Genomic DNA, 12,397 nt, shown 5'->3' on the forward strand with positions numbered 1-12,397 from the left:
GCTGTGAACGACTCCCTGGTCATGGCCCGCAGGAACCTGATCCGCATGAGCCGGATTCCCGAGATGATCATTTTCGGGCTGATCCAGCCGATCATGTTCGTGGTCCTCTTCACATACGTCTTCGGCGGCTCGATGAACATCGGCGGCTCCACCGACGCGGACGTCTACAAGAACTTCCTGATGGCCGGCATCTTCGCGCAGACCGTCACCTTCGCCACCGCCAGTGCCGGAGCGGGCATCGCCGACGACATGCACAAGGGCCTCGTGGACCGCTTCCGCTCCCTGCCCATGGCGCGTGGCGCGGTGCTCACCGGTCGAACCATGGCAGACCTCGTACAGACCGCGCTGACCCTGCTGGTCCTGGCCGTGGTCGCCCTTCTGGTGGGTTGGCGTCCCGGCTCCGAGGCGCCCACCAACTTCGCCAAGATCATGGCGGGCTTCGGCTTGCTGCTGCTCCTCGGCTATGCGTTCACCTGGATCGGGGCGCTCATCGGCCTGAGCGTCCGCACCCCGGAGGCAGCCACCTCCGGCGGGCTGATCTGGCTCTTCCCGGTGACCTTCATCTCCAACGCGTTCGTGGACTCCAGCCAGATGACCCCCTGGCTGCGCCATGTCGCCGACTGGAACCCGTTCAGCGCCACCGTCCAAGCCTGCCGCAAGCTCTTCGGCGACCCGGGTGTCTCACCGTCCGACGCATGGCCCATGCAGCACCCGGTGTGGGCCTCGGTCATCTACTCGGTGCTGATCGTCCTCATATTCAGGACGCTGGCGGTCCGCAAGTACCGCTCGGCCACCGCGTGACGGCGCCCCGGGGCATGACGAAGCCCCCGGCGTCGGGAGGGCGCCGGGGGCTCGCAAGGGCTGATGCGGGGAACCGTGAAGGGGTGAAGGCTCAGCTCTGGTAGGGCACGGCCTTCAGGATCTTCACGGAGGCGAGCTTGCCGTTCGGCAGCTCGTACTGGGCCTCGGAGCCGACCCTCTTGTCGCTCACTCCGCGGCCCAGCGGGGACTGCGGGGAGTAGGTCTCGATGTCGGCGCTGGCGTACTCGCGGGAGGCGAGCAGGAAGGTCAGCGTGTCGTCCTCGTCGCCGTCGAAGGCGATGGTCACGACCATGCCGGGCGCGACCGCGCCGTTCGCCGCCGGAGCCTCGCCGACCTTCGCGTTCTCCAGGAGCTGGGTCAGCTGGCGCACACGGAGCTCCTGCTTGCCCTGCTCCTCCTTGGCCGCGTGGTACCCGCCGTTCTCGCGCAGGTCGCCCTCCTCACGCGCAGCGGCGATCTTGGCGGCGATCTCCGTGCGCGCAGGACCAGTAAGGTGCTCAAGCTCGTCCTTGAGCTTGTTGTACGCCTCCTGGGTCAGCCAGGTGACGTTCTCGCTGGTCTGGGTCACAGGTGCTCCTCGTAGGTACTGGGAATACAAAGCATCGCCCTACCCAGAAGAATGTTCCTTCTCGGATGGGCGAAACCACGAGCCTAACAATTCAGCGGCGGCAGGGGGAGGACATAAGCCATCAGAAAAACATCAACGCAGGTCAGCGCTTATGTGATGAGAGTGACCCTGATGCCCGGTCCTGGTAGGGGACTCAGTCGGCGTGACAGCCGAGCAGCTCGGCCGTGGTGCCCTGGGACGTCGTACGGAGGGTGACGACCTGGTCGATCCGGGTGGCGTCGCCGTCGAAGCGGAAGTCGGCGCGGCCGACCTCGGCGCCGTTCTCGGCCTGGGAGCGGACCGTGCAGTAGCCGTTCGTGCCGGAGTCCTTGCGGACCTCCAGGTGAACCTTCACCGACGTGCTGTACGTCTTGAAGGTGATGATCTCGGCGCTGATCTTGTTGCCGACGACATAGTGGTAGCCGAACCAGCCGACCACGACGAGAAGTACGGTTCCGAGTACCGCGGCGGCGACCTTGAGCCTGTGGTCGGCGCGCTCGTCCGTGGAGCGGCCGTACCGTCCCTCGGGCGGTCGCGTGGTCGCCGTACTCATGATCGTCCTCTCCGCGAGGCCTCTGGAAAGCCGGGCCCCGGAATTATTGGCCGCCAGGTTCGGTCACTATAGAAGCCGCTCACTGCACCCGTTCACACCGGGCGCCGACTTACGAGGATTGAGTCTTGACTGACCAGCTGCGACTGATGGCCGTGCACGCGCACCCCGACGACGAGTCGAGCAAGGGTGCGGCCACCATGGCGAAGTACGTGTCCGAGGGGGTGGACGTGCTCGTCGTGACCTGCACGGGCGGGGAGCGCGGGTCCATCCTCAACCCGAAGCTGCAGGGCGACAAGTACATCGAGGAGCACATCCACGAGGTACGCAAGAAGGAGATGGACGAGGCCCGCGAGATCCTCGGCATCAAGCAGGAGTGGCTCGGCTTCGTCGACTCCGGCCTGCCGGAGGGCGACCCGCTGCCCCCGCTCCCCGAGGGCTGCTTCGCCCTGGAGGACGTGGACAAGGCGGCCGGTGAGCTGGTCAAGCAGATCCGCTCGTTCCGCCCGCAGGTGATCACGACGTACGACGAGAACGGCGGGTACCCGCACCCCGACCACATCATGACCCACAAGATCTCGATGGTGGCCTTCGAGGGCGCGGCCGACACCGAGACCTATCCGGAGTCGGAGTACGGCCCGGCGTACCAGCCGCAGAAGCTGTACTACAACCAGGGCTTCAACCGGCCGCGCACCGAGGCGCTGCACAACGCGCTGCTCGAGCGCGGGATGGAGTCGCCGTACGGGGACTGGCTGAAGCGGTGGTCGGAGTTCGAGCGCGCCGAGCGCACGCTGACCACGCATGTTCCGTGCGCGGAGTTCTACGAGATCCGCGACAAGGCACTGCTCGCGCACGCCACCCAGATCGACCCCGACGGGGGCTGGTTCCGGGTGCCGCTGGAGCTCCAGCGGGAGGTCTGGCCGACGGAGGAGTACGAGCTGGCGAAGTCGCTCGTGGACACTTCCCTCCCCGAGGACGACCTCTTTGCGGGCATCCGCGACAATGCCTGACATGAGCGCAAGCGCAAGCCTGGCAATGACGCATCTCGTCCCGCTCGCGGCGGAGGTCGACGAGGACAAGGTGACCCCCGGCGTCCTCGGATTCATCGTGTTCGCGGTGATGGCCCTCGCGGTGTGGGGCCTGATGAAGTCGATGAACAAGCAGATGGGCCGGATCGAGTTCAAGGAGGCACCGGAGGCCGAAGAGACCCCCAGTGCCGCCAAGGGCTCCTCTCAGGAGTAGCCCTTCACCGTCCGGCCGGTCACCTCTGACCGGCCGCCGCCACCGGCACCCCCATGACCTCCCGGGCGTGCCGGTTCGGGATCATGCCCAGGCGCCATGCCTGCCAGCCCGACTCCAGGGCCACACCGCGCTCCAGGAGAAGCTGATAGGCATCGGCGAAGTCGTCGAGTTTCTCGTCGCGGGACGGGTGGCGGGCGCGGATGAGCTGGGACAGTTCCTCCTGGGCCACCGCCGTGCCGATCTCGACGCCGCCGGGGGCCGCGTACGGCAGCAGGGTGCAGCGCAGGAAGCGGGCCCAGTCCTCGCCGCGTCGGTCGCCGTACGAGGTGAACAGGGCGATCGCCTCGTCGCACAGGGCCAGTGCCTGCTGGGTACGGGTGTTGCCCGCGTCGACCACCGCCAGTTCCAGGCAGGTCCAGGCCTCGCCGTGGGCGACTCCGATGCGCTGGAAGTCGGCGCGGGCGTCCACCAGGAGCTGGCGGGCGAAGCCCGAGTTGCGCAGCGAGCCCGTCTGGACGGCCCGCTGGTCCCGGGTGACGCGGGCCGAGTGATGGCGGGCGCAGGCGAGGCCGTAGACGTCGCGGATGCGGGAGAACATCGTGCGGGAACGTTCCAGCTCGCGGACCGCGAGATCCAGGTTGCCGGTCTCCTCCAGGGACTGGCCCAGGTAGTAGACCGACCAGGCCTCGCCGCGCGCGTCCTCGTTGTCCCGGTGGACCGCCGCCGCCTGCCGCAGCCCGTCCACCGCCGCCGACGCGTCCCCGGCGACCAGCCGGGCCCGGGCCAGCTGGGTCAGGGCCCAGGCCTCGCCACGGGCGTCGCGCGTACGGCCGTACAGATCGAGGGCCGTACGCAGTTCGGTCTCGGCGCGCGGTACGTCGCCCATCCGCAGGCCGAGCTGGCCGAGCTGGAAGTGGGCCCACGCCTCGCCGTGGATCGACTCGCCCTCGCGGTGCAGGACCAGGGAACGGGTCAGCAGGTCCCAGGCCTCGGCGAGGCGGGAGCGGTCGCGTTCGACGGCGGCGAGCGCGTGCATCGTCCAGGCGCGGTCGGTCGCCAGTTCGGGGGCCTGCTGCAGATCCAGGGCCTCCTGGAGCTTGGCCGCCGCCTCGACCAGGTTGCCCTGGTGGTGCAGCGTGATGCCGAGCGAGCACAGGGCCCGGGCGGCGCCCGCGTCGTGGTGGGCCTCCATGTACAGCTCGACGACCGAGGTGAGCGTCGTGCGCGCCTTGTCCAGCTCGCCCAGCTGCCGGGCCGCGATGCCCGTACGCCACTGCACCGAGCGAACCAGCAGACCCTGGTCGACGGACTCCGCCAGCTCGCTGATCTCGCCGAGCCGGTAGAGGTCGCCGCGCAGCAGACAGTAGTCGCACAGGGCGCCGAGGAGATTGAGTACGGCGGCCTGGTTGACGCCCTCCGCGTGCCGCAGGGTCGCCGTGATGAAGCTCGACTCGTCGTCCAGCCAGCGCAGCGCCTCGTCGAGGGAGGTGAAGCCGTGCGGGCTGAAGCGGTCCGAGCGGGTCGACATGTTGCCGTCGACCAGCCGCAGCACCGAGTCGGCCAGCTCGCCGTAGTTCACGATCAGGCGTTCCTGTGCGGCCGTGCGCTCGGCCGGTCGCTCCTCGTCCAGGAGGCGGGCCTGCGCGAAGGCGCGGACCAGGTCGTGCAGCCGGTAACGGCTGCCCCGGACATGGTCGATCAGACCGGCGCGGGCGAGCGCGTCCAGCTGCCGGGTCGCCTCCGTCTGGTCGGTGCCCAGCAGGGACGCGGCAGCGGCGACGCCGAGCGAGGCGCGTCCGGCCAGCGCCAGCCTGCGCAGCAGCCGCCGGGCCTGCTCCGACTGGTCGGTGTAGCGCAGCCACAGCACCCGCTCGACCGGCTCCACAGGGCCGTACGCGCCGAGGTCCGCCGCCAGCCGGCGCGGGCTGCGCGGACCGAGCGCGGAGCCCGCGATACGCAGCGCGAGCGGCAGCCCGCCGCACAACTCCCTTATCCGGGCGGCGGATTCGGCGTCGCGGGGCCCGGCCTCTGTTTGCGCGGACGCGGTCAGAAGCTCCTCCGAGCCCCCCGCGTCCAGGGCCTCGACGGGCAGCTGATGGACCCAGAAGGGCAGATCGGCCGGGAGGTCGAGGGGCTCCCGGGTGGTGGCGATGACGAGGCTGTCGGAGCGCTCCGGGATGAGGGTGCGGACCTGCTCGGGGTCCTGGGCGTCGTCCAGGACGATGGTCACCGGGACCCTGGTGAGATGCTGGTGGTACAGCTCGCCCAGCCTTCTGACCTGCTGGTCCGGTGACGAACGCTCACGGAAGAGCAGCTGTTCGCGGGAGGCGCCGAGCCGGTTCAGGAGGTGCAGGAGGGCATCGCGGGTGGGCAGCGGCGGCTCCTCCCGGCTGTCGCCGCGCAGATCCACCACGCACGCGCCCCGGAACTGGTCCCGCAGATCGTGCGCCGCGTGGATCGCCAGCGCGCTGCGGCCACTGCCGGACGCGCCGTGCAGGACGACCAGCGTCGGCTTGGTCTCCGTACTCGCCCGGGCCGCGTGCACCCACTGCCGGATCCGGGCCAGCTCCTGGCGCCGGCCCGCGAACGGCTCGTCCGGGTCCGGGAGTTGGGCGAACGACTGCTCAAGGACGCTACGGCTGCGGGCCGCCGCGCTCTTGTCGCTGCCGCGCAGCCTCGGCCCCGGCTTCTTCGGCCCGGTGGACGCGCTGAGCACCCGCTGCTGGTCGAGGAACGGGCGGATACCGCGTACCTCGAGCGCCGTCAGCCAGGTCAGCCGCAGCTGTTCGGGCCCGCCGGGCTGGCTCACGGCACCGGCGCGGTGGTGGGCGGCGGGGAGGTGGGAGGCGGTCACCTTGAGGACGGTCGCGGCGGCGCCGACGACGCCGACGGTGAGCGCCGCGCCGACGGCGGTGCCTGTGCCGGTGCCGAGCGCGAGGTCGGCGACGCCTGCGGCCAGGGCGGCAACGGCCGCCACCAGCAAGGGAGTTCCGGCGCCCTCGCGGGCGTATCGCTGGCCGAACGTGAGCTGTCCGGCCTTTGTCTCGTCGAGTGCCCGCGTGTACGCCTCGTACTCCTCCGCGGACGACTGCGCCATGGCGTCCAGCGCGCCACGCGCCCGCGTGAGCAGTACGCCCCCGTCGGTACGTCCGCCGGACCGGCGTACCTCTTCCTCCACGGCCCGGACCAACAGCCGCTCGGCTTCCGCCCGGTGGCTGTCCCGCATGGTGTGTCCCCCTCTGGCAACGACGGCTTGTCCTTGGTCAAGTGTCCTGCGTAGGGGGCATTCGGGCGAGGGGGCGTCGCTTGTTCGGCGGGTGCGGGCCGGTGGGGGCTCGGCGCAGCCGCAGATGTCGCAGCCCCGCGCCCGCAAAGGCAGGCGCGTCCCTGTGAAGGCTGCTCACACGTACTGCGGCAGGATGGTCCCCATGCCGAACCGACTGGCTCACGAGACGTCCCCTTACCTCCTCCAGCACGCCGACAATCCCGTCGACTGGTGGCCGTGGTCGGCCGAGGCGTTCGAGGAGGCTCGGCGGAGTGGCAGACCGGTGCTGCTCAGCGTCGGGTACAGCAGCTGCCACTGGTGTCATGTGATGGCTCATGAGTCCTTCGAGGACCAGGCCACCGCCGACTATCTCAACGAGCACTTCGTCAGCGTCAAGGTCGACCGGGAGGAGCGGCCGGACGTCGACGCCGTCTACATGGAGGCCGTCCAGGCGGCGACCGGGCAGGGCGGCTGGCCCATGACCGTGTTCCTCACGCCCGAGGCCGAGCCCTTCTACTTCGGTACGTACTTCCCGCCCGCGCCCCGCAGCGGCATGCCCTCCTTCCGGCAGGTGCTGGAGGGGGTCCGGGCCGCCTGGACCGACCGGCGGGACGAGGTCGCCGAGGTCGCGCAGAAGATCGTGCGGGACCTGGGCGAGCGGGAGGTCGGGTACGGCGGCACCGAGGCGCCCGGTGAGGAGGAGCAGGCGCGGGCGCTGCTCGGGCTCACCCGGGAGTACGACGCCCAGCGCGGCGGGTTCGGCGGGGCGCCGAAGTTCCCGCCGTCCATGGTGCTGGAGTTCCTGCTGCGGCACGCGGCCCGTACGGGGGCCGAGGGGGCGTTGCAGATGGCCCAGGACACCTGTGAGCGCATGGCCCGGGGCGGGATCTACGACCAGCTCGGTGGCGGCTTCGCCCGGTACTCCGTCGACCGGGAGTGGGTCGTGCCCCACTTCGAGAAGATGCTGTACGACAACGCGCTGCTGTGCCGCGTGTACGCCCATCTCTGGCGGGCCACCGGCTCCGAGCTGGCGCGGCGCGTCGCTCTGGAGACCGCCGACTTCATGGTGCGTGAACTCCGCACCAACGAAGGGGGGTTCGCCTCCGCGCTCGACGCCGACAGTGATGACGGAAGCGGTAAGCACGTCGAGGGTGCCTACTACGTCTGGACTCCGGCCCAGCTCGCCGAGGTGCTCGGGGCCGAGGACGCGGAGCTTGCCGCGCACTACTTCGGGGTCACGGCGGACGGGACCTTCGAGGAGGGGGCCTCTGTTCTTCAACTTCCGCAGCACGAGGGTGTGTTCGACGCGGAGAAGGTCGAGTCCATCCGGGTGCGGTTGCTCGATGCTCGTGGCGCGCGGCCCGCTCCTGGGCGGGACGACAAGGTGGTCGCCGCCTGGAACGGGCTCGCCATCGCCGCGTTGGCCGAGACCGGCGCGTACTTCGAGCGGCCCGACCTTGTGGACGCCGCGCTGGCCGCCGCCGATCTTCTCGTACGGGTTCATCTGGACGACCGGGCGCATCTCGCCCGTACCAGCAAGGACGGTCAAGTCGGGTCCAACGCCGGGGTGTTGGAGGACTACGCCGATGTCGCCGAGGGGTTCCTCGCGCTGGCCTCCGTGACGGGGGAGGGGGTGTGGCTGGAGTTCGCCGGGTTCCTGCTCGACCATGTGCTCGTGCGGTTCGTTGACGCCGAGTCAGGTTCCTTGTACGACACGGCGAGTGATGCCGAGCAGCTCATTCGGCGGCCTCAGGATCCGACCGACAACGCGGTGCCCTCCGGGTGGAGTGCTGCTGCGGGGGCGTTGCTCGGGTATGCGGCGCAGACCGGGGCGGAGCCTCATCGGGCCGCTGCTGAGCGGGCGTTGGGGGTGGTGAAGGCGCTTGGGCCGCGTGTGCCTCGGTTCATCGGGTGGGGGTTGGCTGTTGCCGAGGCGTTGCTGGACGGGCCTCGGGAGGTCGCGGTGGTCGGGCCGTCGCTCGGAGATCCGGCCACAACCGCCCTGCACCGTATGGCGCTTCTCGCTACCGCTCCGGGGGCTGTTGTCGCTGTGGGGGTTGCGGACAGTGACGAGTTGCCGTTGCTTGCGGGGCGGCCGTTGGTCGGGGGTGCGCCGACTGCGTATGTGTGCCGGAACTTCACGTGTGATGCTCCGACGACTGATCCGGAGGGGTTGCGGGTGGCGCTGGGTGGCTGAATCGGGTGCGGTCGGTAGGTGTGTGTTTTCGCCCCCGCCGCCCCTACCCGTCCCATCCCTGGGGGCTGCGCCCCCAGACCCCCCTATCGCGCTGAACGCGCTCGTCCTCAAACGCCGGACGGGCTGGATGGTGCCGGACGAGGCTGGAGGGTGCCGGCCGAGGCTGGGTGGTGCAGGCCGAGGCTGGAGGGTGGCCGTCGGGGCTGGAGGGGTGCGGCCGGGGCTTGATCTTTCAGCTCGGGCCCAGGCATTTCAGCCCGTCCGGCGTTTGAGGACAAAGGGGGGTCTGGGGGCGCAGCCCCCAGAAGGATGGGACGGGTAGGGGCGGCGGGGGCGAGGAAAGTGTCCTTGGACCCGGCGCCCGGTCCGCCCGCCCAGCCATGGCTCAGTCCCTCGGCAGGCCGTGCTCCAGTACATTCAGCGCTCGGTTCGCCAACTCGGCCAAATCTCCCTCGCAGTTGTTCTCCGCCCAGTAGACGCTGATCTCCGACACGCCGCCGATCAGGGACATCGCGTAGACGCGGACCTCCAGGTCGGTGGCGTCGCGGCCTGTGCGTTCCGCGATGACCCGGCAGAGGAGGCGGCCCGTCTCGGACATGCTCTCGATCATGCGGGAGCGGACCGCAGGTACCTCCAGCATCAGCCGGCTGCGCAGCCGGATCACCCCGGGCTCCTCGGCCGCGGTGACACCGATGGCCTTCGTCAGGACGTACCGCAGGGAGTCGATCCAGGGCTCGTCGGCCGGACGGGCGCGCAGCTCCTCCTCCATGAGGGCGTCGTACTCGTCGGTGAGCACGATGTCCTCCTTCGTGGGGAAGTAGCGGAAGACCGTGGACTGCGACACCTCGGCGCGCTCGGCGATCTGCTCGATCGTCGTGGCTTCGTACCCCTGGTCCTCGATCAGTTCGTACGTCGCGGCACGGATCGCCATCCGGGTCTTGATCTTCTTCCGTTCACGGAGGCCCAGCTGAGGGCGGTCGGTGAGGGGAGAGGTACGTGCGGCCGTCATACGCGTCATTGTCGGTCATCGGGCCGGTCGGCTGCCATGTCCGGGGTGTTCGGGAGAAACGCTCCTGCCAGCAGGGCCGCCGCCAGCGCCGCCACTCCGCTCACCAGCAGGACGACGCCCATGCCATGGACGTACGCACTGTTCGCGGAGGCCAGGAGGTCCGCCGAGCCCGTCCTCTCCGCGATCAGGTGCGCCGCCACCACCGAGTCCCCGGCCGTGTCCGCCGCGCCCGCGGGCAGGCCCGTGACGTCCAGGCGGTCGCGGAACGTGCCCGCCAGCAGGCTGCCCAGCAGCGCGATGCCGATCGCGCCGCCGACCTGGCGCAGTGTCATCAGCAGCCCGGAGCCGCTGCCCGCGCGGTCGGCGGGCAGGGCCGCCAGGGCGCCGTCCATCGCCGGGACCACGGCGAAGCCGAAGCCGAAACCGGCGATGGTGAGCCACAGGGCCGTGTAGCCGTAGCCCGCGTCGACCGTCGTACGGCTGCCCAGGATCGCCGAGAAGGCCAGGATCACCAGGCCGGCCGTGACCGTCGCCCGTGAGCCGAACCTGGCTCCCAGTGGCTGTGCCGTCCGCGCGGCCACCATCAGGCCGCCCATCAGCGGCAGCAGCCGTACGCCCGTGCCCAGCGCGTCGCTGCCCAGGACCGCCTGGAGATACGGCGGCAGGACGAACATCAGGCCGGACAGGACGAACATCACCAGCGTCGCCGCGACCGTGTTCAGCAGGAAGCCCCGCTGGGAGAGCAGTGTCATGTCGAGCATGGGGCGGGTTGCCCGGCGTTCGCGCAGGACGAGGGCTGTCAGGAGTACGGCCGCCGCTGCGAACAGGGACAGGACCAACGCGTCCGTCCAGCCTCGGGTCGGGGCCTCGATGATCGCGTAGATCAGTGCGCCCAGGCCCGTCGCCGTGAGCGCCGTGGAGGTCAGGTCCACCTTGGGGGAGGACGGGTCGCTGGTCTCCGGGAGCAGGAACACGCAGGCCGCGATGCCTATGGCGACCATCGGGACGTTGATCAGGAAGACCGAGCCCCACCAGAAGTGGTTCAGGAGCCAGCCGCCGATGATCGGGCCCAGCGGCATACCGAGCGCGGAGGCCGCCGAGATGACACCGACCGCCTTGGTGCGCTCGTGGGACGGGAAGAGGGAGGGGAGCACCGAGAGGGCCAGTGGCATCACCAGGGCCGCTCCCACGCCCATCAGCGCTCGGGCCGCGACCACCCAGTTCACGTCGGGGGCCAGTGCGCCCACCAGTGAACCGGCCAGGAAGATGCCGAGGCCGGCGATCAGCATCCGGCGTCGTCCGAAGCGGTCGCCCAGCAGGCCCGCCGGGAGCATCAGGGCCGCGAACACGACGATGTACGCGTCCGCCATCCACTGCTGCTCGCCCGTGGTCGCGCCGAGCTGCTCGGCCATCGTCGGCAGCGCCACGTTGAGGATCGTCATGTCGAAGCCGAGCACGAGCATGCTCGCGACCAGGGCTCCCAGGGCCCACCAGCGGCGGGGGTCGAGGGGTGGGGTGTCGGCCGTACTCGCGTCTGTGTTGGTGACAGTAGCCATGAAATGAGAGTAGCTCTCAAAAGGTGGTGAGTGTCAAACTTGTTTTGTCCTCCGGGCATGAAAAATGGCCGCGGCTCGGAAGCCGCGGCCAGCAGGAAGGGGTGAGGAGGCTAGTGCTGGTACGCCACCAGCGAGATCCCCACGTAGTGCGTCACGAACGCCGCGAGGGTCAGGGAGTGGAACACCTCGTGGAAGCCGAACCAGCGCGGAGACGGGTTGGGGCGCTTGATCCCGTAGATCACACCGCCCGCGCTGTAGAGGATCCCGCCGACGATGACCAGCACCAGGACGGCGATGCCGCCCGCCCGCATGAAGTCCGGCAGGAAGAAGACCGCCGCCCAGCCCATCGCGATGTAGCAGGGGGTGTAGAGCCAGCGCGGGGCGCCGACCCAGAACACACGGAAGGCGATGCCTGCCCCGGCGGCCCCCCAGATGCCCCACAGGAGCCACTGGCCCTTGCTCTCCGGGAGCAGCAGCATCGTGAGCGGCGTGTAGGTGCCCGCGATGATCAGGAAGATGTTCGCGTGGTCGAGCCTGCGCAGGACGCCGTCCATGCGCGGGCTCCAGGTGCCGCGGTGGTAGAGCGCGCTCACGCCGAACAGCAGGCAGGCCGTGAGGGTGAAGATCCCGCAGGCGATGCGTGCCCTGCTCGTACCGGCGAGTGCGGTGAGCACCAGACCCGAGATGAGTACGGCCGGAAACATGCCGAGATGCAGCCAGCCTCGCAGCTTGGGCTTGATCTCATCGGAATGTGGCAGCGAGAGCGCCATGGGGCCACGGCCGACAGCCGGTGAGTCCAGAGGCGCGTCGGGGACGGACGCAGTCATGACGGGCATCGTACCTACGTAACCGTAAGTTACGCGTCAGTGCGGTGTGGGGAGGGGCTGGAAGTGGCCATCCTCTCACGCGGTTTGGGGATTCGGCACTGCAGGTGAATGCGTGGTGACCCGGAGGAAACTCCAGAGGGAGTAAAGGGTGAGTGGCAATGGTCACGTCGCTCAGGTGTGGGGCCCTCTGGACAGATGGGCACTCCAGTCGGATGATCAAATGAGTGCGGTCGGCACCGGATGAGCGCCAGAGATCAATTCCGTGAAGCATCCGGGTCGCGGCCCCCAAGGGGCAGTCAACAAAAAACCCTCATTCAAGGAG

Annotated in this window: 10 protein-coding genes; 4 read left to right on the forward strand and 6 right to left on the reverse strand. The window is 69.6% G+C overall.

Annotated features, from left to right (window positions below; genetic code table 11):
* The first annotated feature begins 21 nt into the window (after window positions 1-21).
* Window positions 22-801, forward strand: coding sequence for an ABC transporter permease (locus ACFYXF_RS44815; protein WP_389359014.1), 780 nt, complete (start codon window positions 22-24; stop codon window positions 799-801).
* A 91-nt stretch (window positions 802-892) separates the two neighbouring features.
* On the opposite strand, the gene greA is transcribed toward ACFYXF_RS44815, so the two are convergent.
* Window positions 893-1,390, reverse strand: a complete 498-nt coding sequence (greA, locus tag ACFYXF_RS44820) for a transcription elongation factor GreA (RefSeq protein WP_389358809.1) — start codon at window positions 1,388-1,390, stop codon at window positions 893-895.
* Between the two features lie 193 nt (window positions 1,391-1,583).
* A complete protein-coding gene (locus ACFYXF_RS44825) occupies window positions 1,584-1,982 on the reverse strand; it encodes a DUF4307 domain-containing protein (protein ID WP_389358811.1) in 399 nt (132 codons plus the stop codon).
* A 146-nt stretch (window positions 1,983-2,128) separates the two neighbouring features.
* Here ACFYXF_RS44825 and mca point away from each other — a divergent pair, with 146 nt between their 5' ends.
* Together mca and ACFYXF_RS44835 are read left to right on the forward strand one after the other, a co-directional pair.
* Window positions 2,129-2,989: a mycothiol conjugate amidase Mca gene (gene mca / locus ACFYXF_RS44830; protein WP_389359016.1), complete on the forward strand. Its 861-nt coding sequence runs from the start codon at window positions 2,129-2,131 to the stop codon at window positions 2,987-2,989.
* Window positions 2,982-3,221 (forward strand): hypothetical protein, encoded by a 240-nt coding sequence (locus ACFYXF_RS44835; RefSeq protein ID WP_389358813.1) that lies wholly within the window; start codon window positions 2,982-2,984, stop codon window positions 3,219-3,221. Before mca ends, ACFYXF_RS44835 begins: the two co-directional genes overlap by 8 nt.
* Window positions 3,222-3,240: 19 nt before the next feature.
* On the opposite strand, the gene ACFYXF_RS44840 is transcribed toward ACFYXF_RS44835, so the two are convergent.
* Window positions 3,241-6,447, reverse strand: a complete 3,207-nt coding sequence (locus ACFYXF_RS44840) for a tetratricopeptide repeat protein (RefSeq protein WP_389358815.1) — start codon at window positions 6,445-6,447, stop codon at window positions 3,241-3,243.
* 202 nt (window positions 6,448-6,649) lie between these two features.
* Here ACFYXF_RS44840 and ACFYXF_RS44845 point away from each other — a divergent pair, with 202 nt between their 5' ends.
* Entirely contained in the window at window positions 6,650-8,683 is a 2,034-nt protein-coding gene (locus ACFYXF_RS44845; protein ID WP_389358817.1) for a thioredoxin domain-containing protein, read from the forward strand.
* Between the two features lie 385 nt (window positions 8,684-9,068).
* Here the strand turns inward: ACFYXF_RS44845 and ACFYXF_RS44850 are convergent, their stop codons facing one another.
* The 3 genes from ACFYXF_RS44850 to ACFYXF_RS44860 form a co-directional block, all read right to left on the reverse strand.
* Window positions 9,069-9,692: a TetR/AcrR family transcriptional regulator gene (locus tag ACFYXF_RS44850; protein WP_389358819.1), complete on the reverse strand. Its 624-nt coding sequence runs from the start codon at window positions 9,690-9,692 to the stop codon at window positions 9,069-9,071.
* 5 nt (window positions 9,693-9,697) lie between these two features.
* On the reverse strand, window positions 9,698-11,248 hold the full coding sequence (locus ACFYXF_RS44855; RefSeq protein ID WP_389358821.1) for an MFS transporter: 1,551 nt from the start codon (window positions 11,246-11,248) through the stop codon (window positions 9,698-9,700).
* A 110-nt stretch (window positions 11,249-11,358) separates the two neighbouring features.
* The gene (locus ACFYXF_RS44860; protein ID WP_235475220.1) at window positions 11,359-12,075 is read right to left on the reverse strand and encodes a hemolysin III family protein; all 717 of its coding nucleotides are present in this window, start codon (window positions 12,073-12,075) and stop codon (window positions 11,359-11,361) included.
* Window positions 12,076-12,397 lie beyond the last annotated feature (322 nt).

It is taken from the genome of Streptomyces sp. NPDC002680 (assembly GCF_042889145.1).
GTDB classification, from domain to species: domain Bacteria; phylum Actinomycetota; class Actinomycetes; order Streptomycetales; family Streptomycetaceae; genus Streptomyces; species Streptomyces adonidis.

Excerpts from the sequence above, each read along its gene's own strand:
- ACFYXF_RS44815 (WP_389359014.1), top strand. The coding sequence starts at position 22 with ATGGCCCGCAGGAACCTGATCCGCATGAGCCGGATTCCCGAGATGATC.
- ACFYXF_RS44825 (WP_389358811.1), bottom strand. The coding sequence starts at position 1,982 with ATGAGTACGGCGACCACGCGACCGCCCGAGGGACGGTACGGCCGCTCC.
- mca (WP_389359016.1), top strand. The coding sequence starts at position 2,129 with ATGGCCGTGCACGCGCACCCCGACGACGAGTCGAGCAAGGGTGCGGCC.
- ACFYXF_RS44835 (WP_389358813.1), top strand. The coding sequence starts at position 2,982 with ATGCCTGACATGAGCGCAAGCGCAAGCCTGGCAATGACGCATCTCGTC.
- ACFYXF_RS44840 (WP_389358815.1), bottom strand. The coding sequence starts at position 6,447 with ATGCGGGACAGCCACCGGGCGGAAGCCGAGCGGCTGTTGGTCCGGGCC.
- ACFYXF_RS44845 (WP_389358817.1), top strand. The coding sequence starts at position 6,650 with ATGCCGAACCGACTGGCTCACGAGACGTCCCCTTACCTCCTCCAGCAC.
- ACFYXF_RS44850 (WP_389358819.1), bottom strand. The coding sequence starts at position 9,692 with ATGACGGCCGCACGTACCTCTCCCCTCACCGACCGCCCTCAGCTGGGC.
- ACFYXF_RS44855 (WP_389358821.1), bottom strand. The coding sequence starts at position 11,248 with ATGGCTACTGTCACCAACACAGACGCGAGTACGGCCGACACCCCACCC.
- ACFYXF_RS44860 (WP_235475220.1), bottom strand. The coding sequence starts at position 12,075 with ATGACTGCGTCCGTCCCCGACGCGCCTCTGGACTCACCGGCTGTCGGC.